Origin of the sequence: Gordonia phthalatica (genome assembly GCF_001305675.1) — a bacterium.
Taxonomy (GTDB): Bacteria; Actinomycetota; Actinomycetes; order Mycobacteriales; family Mycobacteriaceae; genus Gordonia; species Gordonia phthalatica.
Genome location: NZ_CP011853.1, coordinates 2,922,835 through 2,945,054 on the forward strand (window position 1 = coordinate 2,922,835; position 22,220 = coordinate 2,945,054).

Here is a 22,220-nt window from a genome sequence, read left to right on the forward strand (position 1 = left end):
CGCTGAAATCAGGCGTCTCAGCGTCCTCCGACGGCAATCTCGGGCTGTTGCAGTTTCGGAATTGACAATCGCGTTCCTCTCGTCGGCCGACTGGATACTCGGTCGTCGGGAGGGGCTGGTCCTTGCATTCGCCCTCTCAGGCGTTGGCCAGGTGGCCTCCGGTGATGGCCTTGTGGATGTTGTTGACCAGAGCGTGGAACGCGAATTCCGAAGCGGCCCGGTCGATTCCACGACTGGTGAATCGACGGAACCGCAGATTGTGCTTGGCGTGCCCGAACGGTGTTTCGGCGATGTGACTGCGCTGGGAGTACAACGCTCGCCCCTCCTCAGTGGCCAATTCGTAGGTCATCTTCTCGATCGGAGGAGCATCCCCGGCAGGCGGACTCAACTTGCTCGTGTCGCGTGGCAGCTTGTGTGATTTCGCGGTGGCGATCAACCGCTGAGGGCCGGCCGCAGTGATGTTGTCTTCGGAGAGATAGCCCGCATCGGCGAGCAGGGTCCCGATCTGAGCAGGGCCGGACTCAGGCCCGGGCGGCCGATGGGCGGCCAGGATCGCGGCGGCCTCGACGGCTTTGCCCATCATCGGAATGAACGTGGGTGCATCGATCGGACCGTCGCCGACGCTGGTGGCGATGATCAGACCGTCGGCGGTGGTGACGGCCTGGCAGTTGTAGCCCTGTACCCAACCGCCGCCTCGCAACGGCATCGGCCGCGACTGCGGGTCGGTGATGTTGCCGAGGTTGTCAGTGGTGGCGCGATGCGGTCTACCTGTCGCACGATTGGTCAAGATCCGCCGTTTGTACTCGCGCTGTTTCTGGCGTTCAGCATCCTGCTTGGCCTGCCAGGCCTGCGTTTTCGCGTGCGCCTTGGCGAGGCGATCGTGGGCATCGCGAACCCTCTTGGTGTCCTCGACCGGCACCGGCGGACGACCCAGCCCACTGGCGGCGTGACGGTCGATCTTGGCCTGTTGCCGATCACGCGCCTTCTGCACGCCGGCTTCGGCGACTGCGATGCGCATCTCGATCGGCGGAACACCGCCACGGCGAGAACCGTTGGCCCAGTCCTGTTTCCATTGCGCCACGAATTCGGCCCGCTCGGCGTCCTCGCCGGCCCGCTTGGCTTCGAGAGCGTCGAAATCGATCGGTGTGGACTGCTTGTCTTCGGCCGCCTTGTTCAACGCCCGAACATGCTCCAAGGCTGCATCGATGCGTGTGAGGCGATCAGATTTGAGCAGCTCGTCGGGAACGGACTGGTCATCATCGTCGTCGGCGTCGTTGGCCGCATGCTCGGCATCAGCCTCGCGAGCGGTTTCTGCGAGCTTGTCCCGCAACGCGGCCAACTCTGCCTCGCGGGCCTTCACCAACGATTTCTCGGTGCGGTTCTTCGACATCGAGGCGTTGGAGGCGATTTTGACCCCGTCCACGGCGACCACGCCGACCTTGCCCATCCCGAGCTGAGCGCACGCGGCCAGCACCTGCGTGAACAGGGCCGGCACCACCGGTGAGGCCTGCGCCCGGAACCGCGCGATCGTCGCGTGATCGGGCGGATCGCCACCACAAATGACCCGGAAGGCGATGTCCCGATGGCACAGGCGCTCCAACGTCCGCGACGAACGTTCCCCGTGCGCCCACCCCCAGATCAGCAATGTCAGCAGCATGTCCGGGTCATAACCGCGGCGCCCGACCCCACCGGTCTTGCGCAACGCATGCAGCCCCGAGGTATCCAAGCGCTCGACCAGCGAGATCACCAACCACACCGGATCCTCGGCCGGTAACCACTCCCGCATGCTCGGAGGCAACAGAAACTGCTGATCGCGGTCGACCGCCCGATAATCCTTCGCCACGCCACCATTATCGCAGGTCAGAGTCATATTCCGTGCAGATTTACTGACAAATCTCGTAAATCAAACTGCAACAGCCCGATCTTCCCTCGGAGGACGCTGAGAGGACTGATTTTTGCACTACCCGGCCGACGCACGCCAGCACAAAGGCCGACGCATCTCGTTCACAGACCGGCATCACCGCGGCGGCATGCCGGGCGGCGGGCCTCCGGTGCCCGGCCCAGGCATCGAACCGGCGGTCGGCGTGGTCCGCGTGTCGACGCCCACGCGCAGCGTCGCGGTGTAGCCGGCACCGGCCGACCCGGTGACGGTCGCCAGCTGGTTCTTGGCGCCGTCGTCGGAGAACACCGTGTCGGAGGTCAGCGAGACCCCCGCCAGGTTCGCCGCCGACCCGGCGTAGTCCGAGAGCCGATAGACGGTGTCGCAGATGTCCTTCGGGAGTGCGAGCTGCGAGGTGGCGACAGCCTTGGTGTGGTCGGTGATGTCGCCGACGGCGGGATAGACCTCGAAGTGGATGTGCGGCCATCGTCCCTGGTAGCAGCCGGGGACGATGGAGGTGAAGGTCACCGATCCGTTCGCGTCCGCGACCTGGACCCCGCGGAGGAACGACTCGTTCTCGACGCCGCTGGAGTACATCGAGTACCGCCCCTTGGCGTCGCAGTGCCAGATGTAGACGGCGGCGCCCTTGTAGGGCGCGTTCTTCGCGATGCCGGTCAGTTGCAGGGCCACGGTCAGCGGGACACCGGCGACGGCGGCACCGCCGCCGAGACTCTTAGTGATGTCGCGCCGGACGATGCCCGACCGGGTGAGGACGTCGGGTCCGTTGGAGCCGTCGCCCGGATAGGGACCGGCGGTCTCGTCGGGGATCTCGGCGAGGTCTCCGGTCTGCGCGGCGGTCGACGCGGCCGTGCTGGAGGCGCCGCCGTCGGACGATCCGGCGCCGCACGCCGCGAGCAGCGCCGTCCCGGCGCCGATGCCGAGGACGCCGAGCATGCGGCGGCGAGTCAGGAGGGTCTGGATGTCGAACGCGGCGCCCTGGTCGACGATGTCGTCGTCCGGGTGATGCAGTCGCCGCCCCTCGTAGGTCGGCCCCTGCGGGGTCGGTGTGGGTATCGGGAATCCTGGCATGGCACGTCCTTGTGCTGTCGGGTGCGGGTTGCTGGATTCGATCCTCACCGACGAACCGGACAGAAGGCTCCGCGGTGGCTGGGAGGTTGCTGTGGACCCAGCCCGGGACCCGGTGGCTTCGATACCCGACGTTGCTCGCAAGCTCGCATCGGCGGACTCGACCAACCTGAAATCAGCAACCTCGATGCCGTCGCCTGTCCCCGATCACCGCGGCTGCTGCCGCACCACGTTCTTCTGGATCTTCCCGGTGGCGGTCTTGGGGAGGGCGTCGACCACGACGACGCTCTTGGGCGCCTTGAAACCCGCGAGCCGTTCGCGTGCCCAGGCCTGGATGGTCTCGCCGTCGACGCCGTCGGTCGCGACGACGAACGCGGTCACCACCTCGCCCCAATGGTCGTCGGGAAGACCGACCACCGCAACCTCGCTGACCGCCTCGTGTCCGAGCAGCACGCGCTCCACCTCGACCGAGGAGACGTTCTCGCCGCCGGTCTTGATGATGTCCTTGGCGCGGTCGGTGAACCAGACGACGGCCTCGTCGTCGAGGTAGCCGATGTCGCCGCCGTGGAACCAACCGTGCGCGAAGGCCTCGGTATTGGCGGCGGCGTTGTTCCAGTAGCCCTCCATGAGTTGCGGTGCCCGGTAAACGATCTCACCGACTTCGCCGGTCGGCAGGAGGGTGCCGTCGCCGCCCATGATGGCGATATCGGTGCTGACGGTGGCCGGTCCCCACGAGTTGTCCTTGACGCCCTGGTGACCGGACCACTGGAGTTCGGACGCCGGGGTGGTCTCGGTCTGGCCGGAGCCGAGGATGAGCGCGGCCTTCGGGAAACGGGCGCGGAGCGCGGTCAGCAGTTCGGCCGGCATGGGTGCCATCGCGTACAGGCCGGTGATGAGGCTGTCGGTGTCGCCGTCGGCGAGGGCCGGCTGCTGCAGGAGCGCACCCCACATCATCGGCAGCATGGTCAGGTGTGTGACGGCCCGCTCGGTGAACACGTTCGCGAGTGCGGCGGGATCGAAGCCGCGGAGCAGGACGACGGTCGCGCCGACGGTCAGCGACGGCAGCAGCAGGGCGTCGAGCGCGGTGACGTGGAACAGCGGCAGGACGATCGGCTGGACGGCGGGCTCGGTATCCGGTCGGAGGCCGAGTCCGAGCGCGGAGCTGAGCGCCGAGACCTGCACGGCCACGTGGGAGGTGACGACGCCCTTCGGGCGCGACGTGGTGCCGGAGGTGTAGAGGCAGTGGACGATGTCGCGGTCCTCCACGATCACCTCGACCGACGACCGGTCGGCAGCGAACACGTCATCGTAGGCGACGGCCGCGACACCCGAGACATCGGCGGGTGCGGTGCCAGAGACGATCACCTCGGTGACGCTGGGACCCTCGGCCTGCGCGATTGCCGGCCCGAGGACGCCGAGGAACACGTCCTCGGTGATGACAGCGCGGACGCCGCTGTCGTCGAGCTGGTAGGCGATGTCCGACGCCGACAGCAGCAGGTTGACGGGCATGGCGACGACGCCGATCTTGGCCAGGGCGAAGAAGCTCGCCACGAACTGCCAGCTGTTCTGCATCTGGATCGCGACGGCATCGCCGCGCTGGTAGCCGCGGTCCAGAAGTCCGCGGGCGAGCGCGTTGGCGCGAGCGTTCAGCTCGACGTAGGAGACCTCGTCGGCACCGTCGACCAGCGCGATGCGCTCCCCGTAGTGCGCGGCGCTGCGCGTCAGCAGGTCGCCGATGCAGACGCGGTGGGTGAGGTTGACGGTCAGCGGATCGACTCCGGACAGGTCGGGGCGCATTCCGGACATCGGACATCTCCTAGCGGTGGCTCTCGTGGGAACACTGCCGACCGTAGTCGAAAAACAAGCGCGCTCGACTGTTTTTTCGAAACCGGTCTCGATCACCCAATTGACCAGGCATTCCACCTCCCAGCGACGCCTCCCAGCAATCGACGGTCACCGCCGCAAAAGCGGCGACCGCACCGACGCGACTACCCTGGAGGAGATGACCACCCCCGACTGGACCGCCGATCAGGTAGACGCGATACTCGCCGTCTTCGACTCGCGGACCCTGCAACGCGCGCGGCCGTACGCCGCCACGGGGATGATTCTGGACATCGAGTGGGACGGCACGACGCTGAAGGGCGTCTCCCGCGGGTCGGGCGCGCAACGGTACAACTGCCGCGTCCGTGTCGACATGAAGACCAAGCACGTCTCCGCCAGCTGCACCTGCCCGGTCGCGATCCGTTGCAAGCACTGCGCGGCCCTCGTGATGGCGGCGACCGGCGGCGGTGATCCCGAGGCCCCGGCCAAGCAGGAGGCCTCTCCCCTGACGCTGTCGCGGTGGCGAACCCTGGTGGACGAGATCACCAGGTCCGCCGCGCCCGCGGCCGCGAAGCCCGACGGGCCCGAACTCCAACTGGGACTGCAGTTCTCGATCCACCGCAACCGTCGCGGCGCCGACGACCTCACGATCCGCCCGCTCACCGTCAACGAGCAGGGCCGCTGGGTCAAGACCCGCCTCATGTGGAAGAACCTGGTGTCCGGTGCCGTCGCCGACCGCCACCCCGCCGCGGCGCTCGACGTCCTCACCCGCCTCGGCACCTCCCTCGCCGTCAACACCCCGAGCGCATCGGTCCGCGACGACATGTCGCTGCTCCTGGCCACCCCGAAGGTCTGGGACCTGCTCGACGACGCGCACGACGCCGGCGTCGCCTTTCTCAACGGCAACACCGCCAAGCACAGCCGCGTGATCTACGGCGACCACCTCAGCACCCGACTCCACGTGTCCGGGCAGAGCGCAGGCGTGCACGTCTCGCTGGAAGTCCTGGTCGATGGCGATCCGCTGCCGGAAGCCGCACGACGTTCCCTGTTCCCCATCGGGCGACCGCGCGCCCACGGCGTAGCGCAGGAGGTGGGCGACGACCTCTACGTGGGCCGCATCCCGCACCTGACGACCACCGAGTCCATGCTGCTGGTCAGCGGCGTCCCCCTCGAGGTGAGCGACGACGAGCTGTCCGACTTCCAGGCCGCCCTCCCGACCATCACCGCCGACCGGTCGATCGTCGTCGACCCCGACGCCTTCCCGTCCTCGTCGCTGACCGGCCCGTTCCCGATCCTGCGGATCCGGACCGGCGACGCGCCCGCGGCGGCGTGGTCCATCGGCTACGAGTCCGACGGCGAGCTCCACGAGTTCCCGGCGCAGGGGCCGCTGTCGGGCCGGTTCCGCACCGCGCGGACCGAGCAGGCGATGTGGGATTCGGTGGCTCCCGAACTGGAGATGGTGGCGCGCAGCAGTCACCGCTGGGTCGAGACCGCGGCCGCTCGCTTGGAAAAGCAGCTGCCCAGCTTCCGCGCCGACTACCGCCGTTTCAACCGCATGTACTCGGTCCTGCGGCAGCTCCGCGGGCGCTGCACCGTGCCCGACGCATTCAAGTCGATCCCCGAGTACCGGACCATCACCGCCCCGCTGTCGGAGCTCGAGGTCGCCATCCTCTGCGCCGAGACGCTCCCGAAGATCACCGAGCTGGGCCGCGTCCGCGTCGAACTCGAAGGCACCCCGCCCGACTACCGGCCCGCGCAGGCCCCGCCGGTCCTGAGCTTCGCCGGCGACGCGCAGAGCGACTGGTTCGACCTCCAGGTGACCCTCGACGTCGACGGCCACAAGATCCCGATCACCACCATCATCTCCGCGCTCGCCTCCGGTGAAACGCACATGGTGCTCGACGACGGCACCTACTTCTCGCTCGAGATCGCCCAGTTGCAGACCCTCCGCGACCGCCTGGAGGAGGCCCGCGAACTCGGTGAGCTCGACGGCGACCGCGTCCAGACGCACACCCTGAACGCTTCCCTGTGGGACGAGCTGCTGGAGCTCGGCGTGGTCGACGAGCAACTCAAGGAGTGGCGCGCGCGGATCGCGCAGTTGGCGGCCGCGAAGCCGCCGCACCCCGTCGTCCCGCCGGAGGGTCTGCACGCCGACCTGCGTCCGTATCAGCAGGACGGCCTCGACTGGCTCAGCTTCCTGTGGGACAACGGACTCGGCGGCGTCCTCGCCGACGACATGGGTCTGGGCAAGACCGTCCAGACGCTCGCACTGATGCAGCGGACCGTCGACGCCACCCCGAACGCCCGCTTCCTGGTCGTGGCACCCACCAGCGTCACCGCCAACTGGGCGGCCGAGGCCAAGCGGTTCACGCCCGGCCTGAACGTCGTCACGGCGTCGGCCACCGAGAAGCGGATGGGCTCCAAACTGTCCGAACGCGCCAACGACGCGCAGATCGTCATCACCTCGTACGCGCTGATGCGGATCGACTACGACGCCTTCGCGGCCGTCGACTGGGCGGGCATCGTCTTCGACGAGGCGCAGTTCCTGAAGAACCACAATTCGAAGACGTATCAGGCCGCACGACGGCTCGACGCTCCGTTCAAGCTCGCGATCACCGGCACCCCGATGGAGAACCGGGTGATGGAGCTGTGGTCGCTGGTGTCGGTGGTGGCGCCGGGCCTGTACAGCTCGCCGAAGCTGTTCAAGGACCATTTCGCGGAGCCGATCGAGAGCGGTCAGGCGCCCGAACGGCTGGAGGTCCTGCGCCGTCGCCTGCGCCCGATCATGCTGCGCCGCACCAAGGGGCAGGTCCTCGTCGACCTGCCCGAGAAGCAGGAGCAGCTGCTGCCGATCGAGTTGGAGCCGAAGCACCGCAAGATCTACGACACCTATCTGGCGCGCGACCGCCAGCAGCTCCTCGGTCTGCTCGACGACTTCGACGGCAACCGCATCCAGGTGCTTCGCGCACTGACCCGGCTGCGGCAGTTGAGCCTGCACCCCGGGCTCGTCGATCACGAGCACGACGCGGTGAAGGCCGCGAAGATCGAGTACCTGTCCGAGCAGTTGCCCGTCCTGATCGACGAGGGGCACAGCGCCCTGGTGTTCAGCAGCTTCACCGGCTTCCTGAAGTTGGTGGCGAAGGCGCTCGACGACCAGAGGATCGCCTACAGCTACTTGGACGGCTCCACGCCGATCGGCAAGCGCGGTGCGCAGATCGGGCAGTTCACAGACGGCACCACCCGCGTGTTCCTGATCAGCTTGAAGGCCGGCGGCTTCGGTCTCAACCTGACCGCCGCCGACTACTGCTTCATGACCGACCCGTGGTGGAATCCGGCCGCCGAGAACCAGGCGGTCGACCGCGCGCACCGCATCGGCCAGCACCGCGCCGTCAGCGTGTACCGGATGGTGTCGTCGGGCACCATCGAGGAGAAGGTCATCGATCTGCAGAACCGCAAGCGGCAACTCTTCGACGCCCTGATCGACGACGGTGCCGCCTTCTCCGGCGCGATCACCGCCGACGACGTCCGCGGATTGCTGAGTTGAGGACGCGGGCCGACGCCCCGCCCTTGATCGACTCCCGCGGTCATTCAGCCGATCGAGGGCTCGACTCTCCGAGTACGTAACCAGCGGTTTTCTCCGATACAGTCCGCATTGATGAAGAAGGTAAAGGGAATCGGCTACATCCTGATCGGGCTGATCTTGGGGACGGGAATACTCATCTTCGGCGTGCAGGAGGTGAGCTCTTCGGATGTGACGTGCAGCAGCAAGGTGATGTCGCCGGGTGACACGTGCACCACCACCAAGTCGGGTCGTCGTGGCCGCGGTGGTTCCAAGACCCGAACGTACGACGAGCAGCGCAGCCACAATCGCACCATCGGCTGGTCGAGCATCGGCGGCGGGTTGTTGCTGCTGATCGGCGGGACCTGGGTCGGCGTCACCGAGGTCCGCGGGGCGAAGCGGGATCCGCGGCAGGAACAACTGCAGCAGGAGAAGGCGAGGCACCTGGCGGAGTATCCCGGTGTGCCGCAGCAGACGCCAGCCTCTCCGGTCGTTCAGAATGCCGCCGCGCCCGCTGCTCCACAGTACCGGCCCGCGCAGCAGGCCCAGTACCCGCCATCCCAATACCCGCAGACCCAGTACCCGCAGGCCCCGTACCCGCCGGCGCAGCAGGCCGTGCCGCGACCCGCTCAGCCTCGACAGGGCCCGCCGCCCGGACAGCCGGCGCAGGACCCGCGCTACGGTCGCCCGGCGCCGACTCCCCCGCCTGCCCAGAACCCGTACCAGCAGTATCCATACCAGCAGAGCCCGTACCCGACCCCCGGTCGTCCGTATGACGTTCCGCCGCCGAGTCGGCCGCCGCACGGTCGCTGACGGCCCACGCACAACGCCGCCGTCGCCTCGGTGCGACACTGAGTAAGCAACCGCTCAGCCGACCCGAGGACTCGATGACCACCGCGACGGACCGCCGACATCTCTGGATCGTCCTCACGGTCCTGTTCACGGTCGGCTGGGCGACGAATCACTTCGTCGCGATGATGCCCGTCCTGCACGACCGCAACGGCATCAGCGACGCCGCCCTCGAAGCCGCGTTCGGGATCTACGCCGTCGGCCTGCTTCCCGGATTGTTGACGGGCGGCGGGATCTCCGACCGCGTCGGTCGCAAGCCGATCGTTCTACCCGGCGCGGCGGGTGCCGCCTTCGGCAACCTGCTGATGCTGGTCTGGCACACCGAGCCCGGCGTGCTGGTGGGGCGGTTCGCCGTCGGTCTCGGCGTCGGTCTGGCCGTCAGTGCCGGCACCGCGTGGTGCGCCGATCTGGGCGGCAAGCGCGGCACCGTGTTCGCGGGCGCCGTGTTGACGTCCGGTTTCGCGGCGGGTCCGCTGGCCTCCGGGTTGATCGCGCAGTTCACCGACAGCGTCGCGGTCCTCGCGCCGTTCACCGTGACCGTGGTGATGTCGCTGTTGGCTGTCGCCGCGGGGCTCACCGTCCCGAACGTCCGCCGCACGGTGACGCACGACGACCATCTCGTCGACTCCGGCACCGTCCGGAGCCTGGCTCGCGCCCTGTGGACCGGCATCCCGATGTCGCTGTGGGTGTTCTCGGCGATCACCCTGTCGATCGTGACGATGGCCGGTCGGATGACCGCCTTCAGCGGCCCGTGGGTGCCGGGTGTCGCCGCGGTCCTGTCGCTGGGGTCGGGTGTGGTGACGCAGGTGATCGCACGCCGCAGCATGTGGGGACCGCGAGCCGGTATCGGCGGCGCGCTCCTGGTGGCCGCCGGGCTGATCACGATGGCCGTCGCCGGTTCGGATCCGAGCCCGCTGCAGTTCATCGTCGCGTCGGTGCTGCTCGGCAGCGGCTACGGCCTCTGCCTCCGCGAGGGTCTGCTCGACGTCGAGACCTATGCTCCCGCCGCGAAGCGCGGCCTGGCGATCGGCGTGTTCTACGTTGGAACGTATCTGGGCTTCGGGCTGCCGCTGGTCCTCCGCGGTCTGGCGCCGTCGTTCGGCATCGTGGCGCCGATGATCGTGCTGGCGCTGATGGCCGTCGCGTCGGCCGCGATCCGCGGCGTCCAGCTGCGGACCGGCGTCCTCGACGGACGGTAAGTCAGTTCGGCGCGGTCCGCGTGCGACCGTCGTCGGTGCGGTAGCTGAGCGCATAGCTCGGGCACCGGTCGATCACCGTCACGAGGTCCTCGACGCTCGCCTCTTCCGGAGTGATCCACGGCCGCTTCTTCGGGTCGAAGACGCCCGGCAGCCCCATGACGCATTCGCGCGCGTGCTGGCAGCGCGTCGCCTCCCACGTGACGACGATGCCCGGCACCGGGTATTCCTTGATCGATTCCGACTCAGCCATGTCTGTGTCCTTCCCCCGAGGCGGGCGCGTGCCCCGACTATAGGGACCCGCGAAGACTTGCGTATGGATTCGTACCTCCCAGCGACGATTTCATACGCAAATCCAGTCGACTCAGTACAACCAGGTCGCGACGCCGTTGTGACCCGAGCACGCTCCTCGCCCAGTCCGTGAGTCGTGCGTCCCATCGTTGCAGATGGCACCGGTGCGACCGTTGGAACCAGGGTTCGCTGGAGGCGTGTACGCGGGCGGCGTGTACTCGGGGGTCGGCGTCTCGTACACGGGGGCCGGGCGCGGAGTGTGCGTCGTGCGCGGCGCAGGCGCCGGACGCCCCGTGGTTGTGACGTCGACGGTCTTCGTCACCGTCGCCGTGTGAGTGGTGGTCGACGTGGGCTTGGACGTCGTCGTGCTCTTCGACGTGGTGGGACGCTTCGACGACGTCGTGGTCGAGGTTGTCGGCTGCGAGGTGGACGCCGTCGTGGCGAGCAGCGGAGTGACCTTGTCGACCGGCTCCTCTGCGGGCTTCGGTGACAGTGCGCCGCCGATGAAGAGCAGCACCACGGCGATCGGTGTCGCGATCTTCCAGGTCAGGAACCGCCAGACGATTGCAGCCCCGGCGAACGCGAAGGCCAGTCCGATCAGGACGCCACCGAAGCCGCTTCCCGCGGGGATCGATGCGATCGCACCGATCGCACCGAAGGCCAGCAGCACCCAGCCGATGACCGTCACGATGCGATTCTTCGGCGCGGGCACAGCCGTCGGAGCCGGATCGTACGGGGCGGGCGAGGATTGAAACGGGTTCGTCGCCGGAGAATCTTCGCACCGACGACCTCGTATCGATCGTTCGAGCGATAGACCTCGTCAGCCCAGCGTCGCCTGCACGTCGGCGCCGGAACGGTCGAGCCGTTCCAGCCGCCCCTCGGTCATCGACGCGATCTGGTCGACGACGACGCGCATGCGCTCATCGTCGTCGGTCGCCTGCTTCCAGCGGACGGCGAACATGTGATCCAGCCCGCCCGGCGCGGTGACCAGGAGCATCTCGGCGACGCGATGGATGCGCTCGCGCTGGCGGTCCTGCTTGGCGCGGTGGCGGGAGTCGGAGAAGATGAAGCGCAGGGCGAGGGTCTTCAACACGGCGACTTCCGCGGCGACGTCGTCGGGCACCGACAGGTCGGCGTCGTAGCGACGGAGCGGTCGTTGCCCTTCGACAGCGCGGGTATGGGTGACGGCGGTGGTCGCGAACCGGCCGATCAGCTCGCTGGTCAGTCGCTTGAGCCGCACGTGTGCGTCGAGCGAGCCGTCGAACGCCCCGAGCGACGCGAAGATCTCCATCGCCGAGAGACGCTGGGCGGCGTCGACGAGTGGTTCGGACGTCAAGCCACTGAAATAGTGCATGCCGAGTTCGGCGAGGGCTCGTTGATCATCGGGCGACGACAGCTGCCGCAGATCGATTCGACCACCGATGACACCGTCCTCCAGATCGTGGACGGAGTAGGCGACGTCGTCGGACCAGTCCATCACCTGCGTCTCCAGCGGCCGCTTCCCCTCGGGAGCGCCGTCGCGCACCCACGCGAGCGCGGGCTCGTCCTCGATGTAGGCGCCGTACTTGGTGCCGGGCGCCTTGCGCGACCACGGGTACTTCAGCGTCGCGTCGAGCGAGGCCCGGGTCAGGTTGAGTCCGGCGCTGGTGCCGTCGGCATGGAGGATCTTCGGTTCCAGCGAGGTCAGGATGCGCAGGTTCTGGGCGTTGCCCTCGAATCCGCCGTGCTCACGCGCCACCTCTTCCAGGGCGCGCTCCCCGTTGTGCCCGTACGGCGGGTGCCCGATGTCGTGGGCCAGGCCCGCCAGTTCGACGAGGTCGGGGTCGCAGCCCAGACCGATCGCGATGCCGCGACCGATCTGGCCCACTTCCAGCGAATGGGTCAAACGCGTGCGCGGGTTGTCGCCCTCGCGGGGGCCGACGACCTGCGTCTTGTCAGCGAGCCTCCGGAGCGCCGCACTGTGCAGAACACGCGCGCGGTCGCGGGAGAAGTCACTGCGGTGATCGGCCTCCGGGTTGTCCCGGGTGGCGAGCTTCTGCCCTTCGACGACCATCCGTTCGGTGTCGTGGGCGTCGTACATCGCCACCGCGGGGTCGCCCGCGGCTCGATCGGAGTCGGTCAACTATTCGGACCAACCGCGCTGCGACGCGAGGTCGAGGATGCCGGCGCGAACCGCGAGGATCTGACGTGCGGTCAGATCGGGGGCCGCGTCGAGCAGGAGTTCGGTGATCTCGTTCGAGAGGCGGCCGCCGCTGCGCGGGCGACGCGGGCCGCGGTCGTCACGGCGGTCGTCACGACGACGATCGTCGCGGCGGTCGTGACGATCGTGGCGGTCGCCGAAGCGGCCGCGGCTGTCGTCGCGACGATGCGCGCGCTCCGCGGCGGGCGACTCGCCCTCCGGAGCCTCCTTGGTCACCTTGACGTTGAGGGCCTTGGAACCCCGATCGGTGTCCTCCACCTCGAACTCGACCTCGGCACCCGGACGGAGCAGGCTCTCGTCGATACCCACGTCGTTGATGTGCAGGAAGACGTCGTCTCCGCCCTCCGAGGGCGCGAGGAATCCGAAACCACGGTTGGTATCGAAATGCACAACCTTGCCGCTGACAGCCACCACAAACTCTCTCTCTACAAGCACGCCCACATCGCGAACCCCTTGCCCGCGCGACGAACTCTGTCCACAACTATGCCTCATCAGGCGTGGCAGACCCACCTGAAATGCCTGGTCGTGATCGGAATTTCAATCAGGAGGCCGCAGCGACGGCCATCGCGCGTGCGGAAGAGACGGCTTCGGCCCCCGCTCGGATCACGAACGGGGGCCGAAAGCACAGTGGAGGTTTACTCCGGCGAGACACTCTACTAGCCGGTAACTACGGTGGCCAATCGGGGTCCCTCAGGCCTGCTACTTGGTCGTGGCGATACCCAGCGACGGGAAGAAGAAGCAGGTGGCGTCACCCTTCTTGATGGTGCCGTAGATGGCGGAAAGAACTGTGCCGGAACCGGTCTCGACCAGGCCACCGCGGACGCCGTTCGACGGGAGCGCATCGAGAACCGGCTTCAGCGCCTTCTCGGCTGCTGCCTTCGCCAGCGGTCCCGAGAGGAGCGGGATCTTCGCTTCCTCGATCCGCTTGGTCAATGCCTTGACCAGAGTGTCGGCGAGACCGTCCATCGGCTCACCGATGTTGCCTTGGAAGGTGTTGACGTTGAACCACGCCACCTGCATGCCCGACTTGCTGCCGGTGTCGTCGAAGGTGCCGACCGGAACGAAGCCGTAGAGGACCTCACCCTTCTTCACGGCATTCAGATCAATCCCACCGATGGTCACATCGCCGACCAGCGGTGTGTTCGGACCGGGCATCGCGCCCCCGAGGGCCGGCGCCAGGGTGAAGTCGGTGCACGCGCCGAGAGTCGGCGTGAAGGGTGTGATCTTCAGTTTCTCCAACAGCGCGTTCGCTGCGGCGATGCCGTCGATGACGCCGGCTGCGTCAGTCGGCTTAATGTTGTCGAGTGCGGTCTTCGCGGCGAGCGCCTGACCGGTCGGAGCCGCGGGCGCGGCCTGGGCGGCCGGTGCGACCGCGCCGCCGAGCAGGGCGGCCGATGCGACGACGGATGCGAGTGCGAGACGAATCTTGCCGGTCAAGACAACCTCCGGGTATAGACATACTGAAGTGACAGTTGTTGCTGTTGTTTTGTATGAGTATGTCTGGAGATTCGCGCGTTACCACTTTCTGAGACCAACCTGAGACCGACACGCCGACCGACTCCACCGAGACGGAGGCACGAAAGCGGCGACGGACCTCTGCTCTTACGTCAGAGATCCGCCGCCTTCGAATTCCCCCAGCATCAATTACCGGAGGATTTGCCCTTCACCTTCCCGACGATCCACAGCAGGATCACCGAACCGAGGATCGCGGTGAACAGCGTGAACCACCAGCCGCCCTCCGCAGTGTTGAACCAGAAGCTCAAGATGAACCCGCCGAGGAAGGCGCCGATGATGCCGATGACGATGTTCATGAAGAAGCCGGAACCGCTGCCCTTCACGATCTTCCCGGCGATGAATCCCGCAATGGCGCCGATCACGACGTACGCGATCCAGCCGACGCTGGTCAGCGTCGTCGACCGTGCGAGAACCTCGCTCGCGATGGTGACATCCATGAAACCCTCCCCTTCTCCGCTGTGTCGGTCGCCTCACACTACGACTATCGGCGTCGTCATTTGAACAGATGGCGGAATGCGTTACCGCGACGCAATCGAAGCTCCACAGAGCGGACACGGTGGTGCGCAACATCGCGCCACGATCCCCAAGTCGATCGCGCCGACGCAAGCATCTCGTGGCATAGTGAGGACAAATGAAACATGTTCTAGTTTCCGGCGGGGGTCGGGGCAAAGGAGTCACCGATGACTGAGGTTCGTAGCGAGTTGGGCACCAGGCTGCCGTCGCGCATCCGACTGCCGGAGGTCGACGTCCCCGACGGCCGCATGGTGGACCTCCCAGGCCGCGGTACCACCTACGTCACCGACACCCCGGGTCCGACGCCGGACGCACCGCCGATCGTCCTTCTGCACGCATTGACCACGACGGGCCTGCTGACGTGGTTCCCGAGCATCCCGACCCTGGCGAAGAAGTTCCGCGTCATCACGCTCGACCAGCGCTGGCACGGCCGCGGCATCAAGTCCGACGAGTTCTCGCTCCGCGACTGCGCCGACGACGCCGTCGCCCTGCTCGACGTCCTCGGCATCGAGAAGGCGATGTTCGCCGGCTTCTCGATGGGTTCCCTGGTGGCGCAACGTGTCTGGCGTCAGCATCCGGATCGTGTCGGCGGCCTGGTGCTGTGCGCGTCCACCGACATCTTCCAGAGCCGCCCCAGCGAACGCGCGTTCCACAACGGGATGGACAGCATCGTCTCGCGGATCCCCGGCTTCGGCTCACGCAAGCGCGCCGATCGGGTGCACGCGGCGCAGGTGGACCCCGCGGTCGACATCAACCGGTGGGCGCTCAGCGAGTTCCGCTCCACCTCCCCGATCGCCGTCGGCAAGGCCGTCGGCGTCATCGGTCGGCATCACACGCGTCCGTGGATCGGGCAGATCGACGTGCCGACCGCCGTCGTCGTGCCGCTGCACGACCGCGCGATCCCACCCGCCCGCCAGATGGCGATGGCCCGGCGCATCCCCGGCGCCACGCTGCACACGGTGGACGCGGGGCACTCGTGCTGCGTGATGGACGCCGACAAGTTCGTGCCGGTGCTGGCGCAGGCGTGCAGCGAGGTCCTCGCGCGGTGGAAGGACCGAACGCAGGCCTGACGCCTCAGACGCGAGATCACCGCGGACTGGATGTTCCAGCCCGCGGCGATCTCGATGCGCTGCGCTTACTCGATCAGCATGGAGCGGCGTCGCTTACTCGGTCCCCGTGGGGGTCCGCTTACCCGACCCCCGTGGAGGGGCTGCGCTTACGCCCCGACTTCCGCCTTCAAGTGCGCGAGTTCGCTCGGGAACTTGGCGACCAGCTTGTCGGGGTTCCGAACGCTCTGATCGCAGGCGATGATCCCGACGTGGATGACGCCGTTGTTCGACAGCACCGTGATGTTGAGGCCTGCGCCGTGGAAGACGGGGCCCAGCGGGTACATGCCGTCGATCCGGGCGCCCGCGAAGTACAGCGGGATGGGCGGGCCGGGCACGTTGGAGATGACGAGGTTGTGGATCACCGGATGCTTCTCGGCCAACCGCATGCCGGCGTAGGCACGCACGGCGAGACCGAAGGTGCGCGGCGCGGCGAACTCGGCCCAGTCCTGCAGGGTGTCCGCGGAGATCGCGTTGTGGTGCTCCTTGGCGTTCTTGTTCTCCTCCGCCATCGCCTTGAGCCGCTCCAGCGGATCGGCGATGTCGGTGCCGAGGTGGGTGAACAACGCCGAGACCTTATTGGCGCCGCCGTCATGCTTGGACTCCCCGCGCACCGACACCGGCACCGTCGCCAGCAACGACGACTCCGGCAGCTCGTCGCGGTCGGAGAGGTACTCGCGCAAGGCACCGCCCGCGATCGACAGGACGATGTCGTTGACGGTGGCGCCGGTGGCGCGTCGCACGGCCTTGACGTCCTCGAGATCCATGTCTGCGGTCGCGATGACGCGGTCGCCCGTGATGGTGCCGTTGAACGACGTCCGCGGCGCGGTGAGCGGCGGTGCCATCGCGGTGCCGTGGCGGGCGCGTCCGATGGTCTCGGTGATGAGTCCGAGCGACGGCCCCAGCATCTTCGGGATGGTCAGCGGCCGGGCGAGAGTGTTGAGAACACCGCGGCCGAACAGTTCCAGCGAACCGGGGTCGCGACCGTCCATCTCCAGGACGTCGAGCGCCAGCGGCGGAGCGTCGGGCTCCAGGCTGCAGAGGTACGAGATGAGGTTGGCACCGGACGCGCCGTCGACCGTCGCGTGATGCATCTTGGTGAAGACGACGAGCTTCTCGCGACCGTCGGAGTCGCGGTAGCCCTCGATGACGTTCATCTCCCACAGCGGGCGACCGCGGTCCATCGGCAGTCCGGCGAGGTGTCCGCACATCTCCATGAGTTCGGCGTGCCCGGCCGGCTGCGGCAGCGCCATGCGGTGCAGATGGTGGTCGACGCTGAAGTGGTCGTCGTGTACCCAGACGGGGTGGCCGAGGTCCAGGGGAACCCGGCGCACCTTGCGGGTGAACTGCGGGACCTTCCGCACGCGCTCGTCAAGCGTCGACCGCAGCGTGGCATACGAGTATCCACCCGGCATCGTGTCCGGATCCAACACCATCACCGCGCAGACGTGCATCAGCTGCGAGGGGGACTCCAAGTACAAAAAGCTCGCATCCAAGCCGCTCAATCTCTCCATACGAGCAGGATAGCGCATGAATTAGAACTTGTTCTAGTTTGCAGCGCGAGGTTGGCGGAGGTCACATTTCCGGCGTGATCACCGTCGTCGCGAAAGCGCCACCGAGCCTTGGGTTCTGCGCTTTCACTACCCTGGAATCCGTGGGAACCCGGTATCAGCACATCGTTTACGGAGACGCCTCTCTCCTCCGAGAATACGACTCGGGCGGCCCGCGCGGATACGGTGCGGGAATCGATTCTCCCGACGAGGGACCGCAGGAGGTGACCGAGCGGGAGATCCGAATGCTCACCACCGCCTTCGCCTTCCACATGTCGACGGTGACGCCGTCGGGCTGGCCGTACGTGCAATACCGCAGCGGCCCACGCGGATTCGTCCATCATCTCGGCGGTAACCGATTCGGCTTCGCCGATTTCCGCGGCAACCAGCAGTTCGTCTCGGTCGGCAACATGAACCACGACGACCGCGTCGCCCTCTTCGTCGCCGACTACCCGCTCCGTCGTCGAATGAAGGCGTTCGGCCGGGCGACGACCGTCGAGGCCGCCGACGACCCCGATCTCCTCGACCACTTGCGTCAGGTGGACGGCGGGCAGATCGCCGCGCAGTGCGAGCGGAGCGTGGTGATCGAGATCGAGGCCTTCGACTGGAACTGCGGGCGCAGCATCGTGCCGCAGTACACGAAGGAGGAGGTGCGCGAACGCGTGCAGCCGTACATCGATCAGATCCACACCCTGCAGGACGAGGTGGCGGCGCTGAAGAAGCAGCTGGCTCAGGGCTGACGCCGCCCCACCCGCACCCACACGCCGTCGTCCTCCACGATCCGTGCCCGCACCCCGAACACCGCGTCGACGGTCTCCGCGGTGATGGTCCGGTCGGGCGTGCCGTTCTCGATCACCCGGCCGTCGGCGAGGACGACGACCCGGTCGCAGAACATGGCGGCGAGGTTGAGGTCGTGCAGCGCGATGACCGCCGAGGCGTCGGTCCGGCGGACGTGCGCGGACACCAGTTCCAGCAGGCTCAGCTGATACTTGATGTCGAGGTGATTGGTCGGCTCGTCGAGGAGCATGACCCGCGGTTCCTGCACGAAGGCCCGCGCGATCTGCACCCGCTGTCGTTCCCCGCCGGACAACGCGTTGTACTGCGCGTCGAGCAGACTCTCGATCTCGGTGTCGCGGGAGACGGCTCCGATGATCTCCGCGTCCCGCCTGGATCCGGCGCTCCACGACCTCCGGTGCGGCGTCCGACCCAGTTCCAGCACGTCGAGAACGGTGGGGTTCTGGTCGGTGACCGCGGCCTGTTCGACGACGGCGATGCGTTGTGCGACGGCGCGCCGCGGCAGCGCACCGATGGCGACGCCGTCGAGCGACACGGTCCCCCGCGTCGGTCGTCGCAGACCGGCGAGGAGCCGCAGCAGCGACGACTTCCCCGACCCGTTCGGCCCGATCAGCCCGACGATCTCACCGGGCGCCACGTCGATGTTCACCCCCGACAGGATGGTCCGTCGCCCCAGGTCCCAGCCGACCTCGCACGCCTGCAGGTTCATCGACGCCCCTGCCTGATGAGGACCAGCACGAACATCGGCACGCCGACGATCGCGGTGATCACGCCGATCGGGAGTTCGCGCGGCGCGATCACCACGCGCCCCACGACATCCGCCCACACCAGGAACAGCGCTCCCATGATCGCCAGCGTCGGCATCATGACCCGATGCCGCACGCCGACCACCGCCCGGGCCGCGTGCGGCAGCACCAGGCCGACGAACCCGATCGCGCCGGACACGCTGACGATGACCGCCGTCATCAGCGCGGTGACCGTCAGCAGGACCAGCCGGATGCGGGTGACGTCGATGCCGAGGGCCGCGGCCGCGTCGTTCCCGAACGAGAACGCGTCGAGCGCCCCCGCGGTCAGGACGCACACCACGAGCCCGATCGCCGTCGCCGCACCGCAGACGGCCACCTCCGTCCACGACGGCGACGACAGCGAGCCGAGCAACCAGAACAGCACGCTGCGCGTCTGTTCGGCGTCGGCCGACGAGTACACGATGAACGAGGTCAGCGCCGAGAACAGTTGGGTGGCCGCGATGCCCGCGAGCACGACGCGATCGGTGGTGCCGCCCGCGAGCCGGGCCAGCACCAGCACCACGGCGAAGGCGGCGACCGCACCGAGGAAGGCGCCGCCCGCCATGCCGATGACACCGGCACCCACGCCGAGGAGGATCACCGACACCGCGCCCACCGATGCTCCCGACGAGACTCCGAGGACGAACGGGTCGGCGAGTGGATTGCGCAGCAGCGACTGCAGGACGCCACCGCACACCGCGAGTCCGGCGCCGCAAACGGCGGCCAGCACCGACTGCGGCAGGCGCAGTCGCCAGATGATCGACTCATGCAGTTTCGACAGCCCCGAATCGCCGCCGAACACCTCGGCCCGCACCGACCGCACCACGTCCGACAGTCCCAGGCTCGACGGCCCGATGGTGATCGCGAAGCCGATCGACAGCAAGAGCAGCAGCAGACCGCCGAGCCAGAGCCCGGCGACTGCGGCGGGCCGCGTCCGGATCACCGTCACTTGCTCAAACCGAGCTTCGTCAACCCGTCGGCCACGTTCTCGACCCCGTAGGCGGTGCGCAGCGACGGGTTCAGCTCCGCGCCGGCCGCGATGATGTACCGCTTGTTCTTCACCGCATCCATTTCCCGGGTGACCGGGTTGGACTCCAGGAACGCGATCTTCGTGCGCGCCGACTCACCGGACTGGATGTCCCGCGTCAGGTCGCCGATCACCAGGACCTGCGGGTTGCGGGCGGCGACCTCCTCCCAACTGATCTGCGGCCATTCGGCGTGCGTGTCGTCGAAGACGTTGGTGAGGCCGAGCTCGCGGGTGATGACGCCGGGCGCACCGCAGCAACCCGCGATGTACGGCGACTCCGAGTCCGAGAACCAGTACAGGACAGTGGTGCCCTGCGCGTGCGTCGAGGCGGCCGCTGCCCTGATGCGTTCCTTCAGTCCGGCGACGACCTCGGCGGCACGGTCCGCGGTTCCGGTCAGGGCTCCGAGCTGCGTGATCTCCTTGTAGACCAGGTCCATCGTGAACGCGGAGGTGCGGGTCCCGTCGCCGCCGGTGTCGGACTGCTTCCCCTCACAGTCAGAGGGCGCTAGGTAGGTGGGGACGCCGAGCTCGGTGAAGCGTGCGCGGGGCGCGGTGCCGCCCTTGTCGAAAGTGGACGTGAACGAGGCGGTCACCAGGTCCGGCTCTTCGGCGAGCACCGACTCGAACGACGGCCAGTCGTCGGAGATGCGCTTGACCTTCGCGTTCTCGGCCGCGAGCGACGGCAGGATCGGGTCGGTCCATGTGGCGGTGCCCGCCATCCGATCGCCGAGTCCCAGCGACAGCAGCGCTTCGGTGGTCCCCTGGTTCAGGGAGACGATGCGCCGGGGCGGCGCGTCCACGGTGACCGTCTGGCCGCAGTCGACCAGCGATACCGGGTAGCCGGCGACGGCCGGGGTGGTGGACGGGTCGTCGGCCGATCCGCAGCCGACGAGCAGGGCGATGGAACTGGAGAGAGCCGCGGCGCCGATCAGCGCACGGCGAGAGTGGTACTGCATGGTGTCCTTCGGGCCGCGAGCTGTAGAACGCGAAGCTCGTCTGCGATCCCGCGGGGTTCTGGGCCCGCGCGAGCCAGCAGGTCTTCGGACTCGAGGTCTACCGCTGTCGGACGTCTTCCCAGATGCAATCCAGTGACATGTGCCCGGAGCGTCGCTCTCACCGCTGCGCGTCAGTCCCGGATTCCCACCGGATTCCCTACCCGACGAATCGGGTGCGCTGGCGGGGCCATCATATCCGGCGGTCGCGGCCGAGGAGAATCCCGCCCGGTTACTCGCGGGTGCGTTCGCGGTACCACCAGATGCCGAGGATCGCGAACCAGATCGGCAGCACGACGGCCATCATCGTCCACTCTCCTTTGCCCACCATCATTCCGGCGGCGATGATCATCAGCACGCCGCTCAAGATCATGATGAGTTTGGGATTCACGGACGGTCCTTCCGGTGGAGCGTGTCGGGTGCGGTTCGGTGCCCATTAGATCAGCCTCGGTGGGCGGCCGCGTCGTAGACTCTCATCCCATGGCACTGCTTCATCAGGCGACGATCACCCCGACCAAACTCGAACTCGTCACCGAGTACCTCGACAGCGTCCCGTGGGGCGAGGCCGGCGAGGTCGAGATGCTCGGCGGCTACCGGTTCGACGACCCCGACGGCGAAGTGGGCGTCGAGGGACTGCTGGTGGAGCGCGCCGGTCGCCCGCTGCACATCCCGGTCACCTATCGCGCGGCCCCGCTGCCGGGCGCCGACGAGTACCTCATCGCGACGATGAAGCACTCGGTCCTCGGCGACCGCTGGGTGTACGAGGCGGCCGCCGACCCCGTCGCCGTCGACTGCTACACCCGGGCGCTGCGCGGCGAGCAGCCGCAGGCGTCCCTCGAGGTCCGGATGGCCGACGGCACCGTGGTCCCGCGCGACAACCCGATCCGACTCCGCGTGGAGGGCGACGCCGCGACGCAGGCCCTCGCCTTCAGCGACGACCTCAGCTCCCCCGTCTCCGGCAGCGCCCGCCTGATCGCGTCGTGGGACGGCGGCGAAGGGATCGTCGCCGCGCTGCGGTAGCACTCAGACGACGAACCCCCGCAACCGTTCTGACGA

20 protein-coding genes and 1 riboswitch are annotated in these 22,220 nt (G+C 67.8%); of the genes, 6 read left to right on the forward strand and 14 right to left on the reverse strand.

Features of this window, described 5'->3' with window-relative positions:
• Window positions 1–136 precede the first annotated feature (136 nt).
• The 3 genes from ACH46_RS13560 to ACH46_RS13570 all read right to left on the reverse strand — a co-directional run bounded on the left by ACH46_RS13560 (window position 137) and on the right by ACH46_RS13570 (window position 4,771).
• Window positions 137–1,843 carry a transposase gene (locus tag ACH46_RS13560; protein WP_062393396.1) on the reverse strand — a complete coding sequence of 569 codons (1,707 nt, stop codon included), beginning with the start codon at window positions 1,841–1,843 and terminating at the stop codon, window positions 137–139.
• A 174-nt stretch (window positions 1,844–2,017) separates the two neighbouring features.
• Window positions 2,018–2,968 (reverse strand): intradiol ring-cleavage dioxygenase, encoded by a 951-nt coding sequence (locus ACH46_RS13565; protein ID WP_062393397.1) that lies wholly within the window; start codon window positions 2,966–2,968, stop codon window positions 2,018–2,020.
• 204 nt (window positions 2,969–3,172) lie between these two features.
• Complete coding sequence (locus ACH46_RS13570; RefSeq protein ID WP_062393398.1) at window positions 3,173–4,771, reverse strand: class I adenylate-forming enzyme family protein; 1,599 nt, start codon at window positions 4,769–4,771, stop codon at window positions 3,173–3,175.
• A gap of 196 nt (window positions 4,772–4,967) precedes the next feature.
• Between ACH46_RS13570 and ACH46_RS13575 the strand changes: the two genes are divergently transcribed.
• From ACH46_RS13575 to ACH46_RS13585, 3 genes are all read left to right on the forward strand, one after another.
• The gene (locus tag ACH46_RS13575) at window positions 4,968–8,330 is read left to right on the forward strand and encodes a DEAD/DEAH box helicase (protein WP_062393399.1); all 3,363 of its coding nucleotides are present in this window, start codon (window positions 4,968–4,970) and stop codon (window positions 8,328–8,330) included.
• A 111-nt stretch (window positions 8,331–8,441) separates the two neighbouring features.
• Window positions 8,442–9,158, forward strand: coding sequence for a hypothetical protein (locus tag ACH46_RS13580; RefSeq protein WP_062393400.1), 717 nt, complete (start codon window positions 8,442–8,444; stop codon window positions 9,156–9,158).
• A gap of 74 nt (window positions 9,159–9,232) precedes the next feature.
• Entirely contained in the window at window positions 9,233–10,393 is a 1,161-nt protein-coding gene (locus ACH46_RS13585) for an MFS transporter (RefSeq protein ID WP_062393401.1), read from the forward strand.
• Between the two features lies 1 nt (window position 10,394).
• On the opposite strand, the gene ACH46_RS13590 is transcribed toward ACH46_RS13585, so the two are convergent.
• The 6 genes from ACH46_RS13590 to ACH46_RS13615 all read right to left on the reverse strand — a co-directional run bounded on the left by ACH46_RS13590 (window position 10,395) and on the right by ACH46_RS13615 (window position 14,833).
• A complete protein-coding gene (locus ACH46_RS13590) occupies window positions 10,395–10,643 on the reverse strand; it encodes a (4Fe-4S)-binding protein (RefSeq protein ID WP_062393402.1) in 249 nt (82 codons plus the stop codon).
• Window positions 10,644–10,754: 111 nt separating this feature from the next.
• A complete protein-coding gene (locus tag ACH46_RS21330; RefSeq protein WP_157851057.1) occupies window positions 10,755–11,369 on the reverse strand; it encodes a hypothetical protein in 615 nt (204 codons plus the stop codon).
• A 132-nt stretch (window positions 11,370–11,501) separates the two neighbouring features.
• Window positions 11,502–12,761, reverse strand: coding sequence for a deoxyguanosinetriphosphate triphosphohydrolase (locus ACH46_RS13600; protein ID WP_062395409.1), 1,260 nt, complete (start codon window positions 12,759–12,761; stop codon window positions 11,502–11,504).
• 42 nt (window positions 12,762–12,803) lie between these two features.
• Window positions 12,804–13,292: a cold-shock protein gene (locus ACH46_RS13605; RefSeq protein ID WP_062395411.1), complete on the reverse strand. Its 489-nt coding sequence runs from the start codon at window positions 13,290–13,292 to the stop codon at window positions 12,804–12,806.
• 288 nt (window positions 13,293–13,580) lie between these two features.
• Entirely contained in the window at window positions 13,581–14,318 is a 738-nt protein-coding gene (locus ACH46_RS13610; RefSeq protein ID WP_062393404.1) for a hypothetical protein, read from the reverse strand.
• Window positions 14,319–14,521: 203 nt separating this feature from the next.
• Window positions 14,522–14,833, reverse strand: a complete 312-nt coding sequence (locus ACH46_RS13615; protein ID WP_062393405.1) for a GlsB/YeaQ/YmgE family stress response membrane protein — start codon at window positions 14,831–14,833, stop codon at window positions 14,522–14,524.
• Window positions 14,834–15,076: 243 nt separating this feature from the next.
• Between ACH46_RS13615 and ACH46_RS13620 the strand changes: the two genes are divergently transcribed.
• Window positions 15,077–15,979 carry an alpha/beta fold hydrolase gene (locus tag ACH46_RS13620; protein WP_062393406.1) on the forward strand — a complete coding sequence of 301 codons (903 nt, stop codon included), beginning with the start codon at window positions 15,077–15,079 and terminating at the stop codon, window positions 15,977–15,979.
• Between the two features lie 146 nt (window positions 15,980–16,125).
• On the opposite strand, the gene ACH46_RS13625 is transcribed toward ACH46_RS13620, so the two are convergent.
• Window positions 16,126–17,529, reverse strand: a complete 1,404-nt coding sequence (locus ACH46_RS13625; protein ID WP_062393407.1) for a WS/DGAT/MGAT family O-acyltransferase — start codon at window positions 17,527–17,529, stop codon at window positions 16,126–16,128.
• Between the two features lie 140 nt (window positions 17,530–17,669).
• Here ACH46_RS13625 and ACH46_RS13630 point away from each other — a divergent pair, with 140 nt between their 5' ends.
• The gene (locus ACH46_RS13630) at window positions 17,670–18,305 is read left to right on the forward strand and encodes a pyridoxamine 5'-phosphate oxidase family protein (protein WP_062393408.1); all 636 of its coding nucleotides are present in this window, start codon (window positions 17,670–17,672) and stop codon (window positions 18,303–18,305) included.
• Here the strand turns inward: ACH46_RS13630 and ACH46_RS13635 are convergent.
• The 4 genes from ACH46_RS13635 to ACH46_RS21485 all read right to left on the reverse strand — a co-directional run bounded on the left by ACH46_RS13635 (window position 18,296) and on the right by ACH46_RS21485 (window position 21,555).
• Window positions 18,296–19,069, reverse strand: coding sequence for an ABC transporter ATP-binding protein (locus ACH46_RS13635; RefSeq protein WP_062393409.1), 774 nt, complete (start codon window positions 19,067–19,069; stop codon window positions 18,296–18,298). The two genes, ACH46_RS13630 and ACH46_RS13635, sit on opposite strands and share 10 nt — an antisense overlap.
• Window positions 19,066–20,085, reverse strand: a complete 1,020-nt coding sequence (locus ACH46_RS13640) for a FecCD family ABC transporter permease (RefSeq protein WP_417935303.1) — start codon at window positions 20,083–20,085, stop codon at window positions 19,066–19,068. The genes ACH46_RS13635 and ACH46_RS13640 overlap by 4 nt, the downstream gene beginning before the upstream one ends.
• A gap of 5 nt (window positions 20,086–20,090) precedes the next feature.
• A complete protein-coding gene (locus ACH46_RS13645) occupies window positions 20,091–21,128 on the reverse strand; it encodes an ABC transporter substrate-binding protein (protein ID WP_062393410.1) in 1,038 nt (345 codons plus the stop codon).
• 58 nt (window positions 21,129–21,186) lie between these two features.
• A riboswitch (cobalamin riboswitch) is annotated at window positions 21,187–21,365 on the reverse strand.
• 31 nt (window positions 21,366–21,396) lie between these two features.
• Complete coding sequence (locus ACH46_RS21485) at window positions 21,397–21,555, reverse strand: hypothetical protein (RefSeq protein WP_193392905.1); 159 nt, start codon at window positions 21,553–21,555, stop codon at window positions 21,397–21,399.
• Between the two features lie 89 nt (window positions 21,556–21,644).
• Here ACH46_RS21485 and ACH46_RS13650 point away from each other — a divergent pair, with 89 nt between their 5' ends.
• Window positions 21,645–22,184, forward strand: a complete 540-nt coding sequence (locus tag ACH46_RS13650; RefSeq protein ID WP_062393411.1) for a maltokinase N-terminal cap-like domain-containing protein — start codon at window positions 21,645–21,647, stop codon at window positions 22,182–22,184.
• Window positions 22,185–22,220: the final 36 nt, after the last annotated feature.

Coding starts and splice junctions, on each gene's coding strand:
- ACH46_RS13580 (WP_062393400.1), top strand. CDS start 8,442: ATGAAGAAGGTAAAGGGAATCGGCTACATCCTGATCGGGCTGATCTTG.
- ACH46_RS13570 (WP_062393398.1), bottom strand. CDS start 4,771: ATGTCCGGAATGCGCCCCGACCTGTCCGGAGTCGATCCGCTGACCGTC.
- ACH46_RS13620 (WP_062393406.1), top strand. CDS start 15,077: ATGACTGAGGTTCGTAGCGAGTTGGGCACCAGGCTGCCGTCGCGCATC.
- ACH46_RS13650 (WP_062393411.1), top strand. CDS start 21,645: ATGGCACTGCTTCATCAGGCGACGATCACCCCGACCAAACTCGAACTC.
- ACH46_RS13575 (WP_062393399.1), top strand. CDS start 4,968: ATGACCACCCCCGACTGGACCGCCGATCAGGTAGACGCGATACTCGCC.
- ACH46_RS13590 (WP_062393402.1), bottom strand. CDS start 10,643: ATGGCTGAGTCGGAATCGATCAAGGAATACCCGGTGCCGGGCATCGTC.
- ACH46_RS13615 (WP_062393405.1), bottom strand. CDS start 14,833: ATGGATGTCACCATCGCGAGCGAGGTTCTCGCACGGTCGACGACGCTG.
- ACH46_RS13645 (WP_062393410.1), bottom strand. CDS start 21,128: ATGCAGTACCACTCTCGCCGTGCGCTGATCGGCGCCGCGGCTCTCTCC.
- ACH46_RS13565 (WP_062393397.1), bottom strand. CDS start 2,968: ATGCCAGGATTCCCGATACCCACACCGACCCCGCAGGGGCCGACCTAC.
- ACH46_RS13585 (WP_062393401.1), top strand. CDS start 9,233: ATGACCACCGCGACGGACCGCCGACATCTCTGGATCGTCCTCACGGTC.
- ACH46_RS13600 (WP_062395409.1), bottom strand. CDS start 12,761: ATGTACGACGCCCACGACACCGAACGGATGGTCGTCGAAGGGCAGAAG.
- ACH46_RS13625 (WP_062393407.1), bottom strand. CDS start 17,529: ATGGAGAGATTGAGCGGCTTGGATGCGAGCTTTTTGTACTTGGAGTCC.
- ACH46_RS13635 (WP_062393409.1), bottom strand. CDS start 19,069: ATGAACCTGCAGGCGTGCGAGGTCGGCTGGGACCTGGGGCGACGGACC.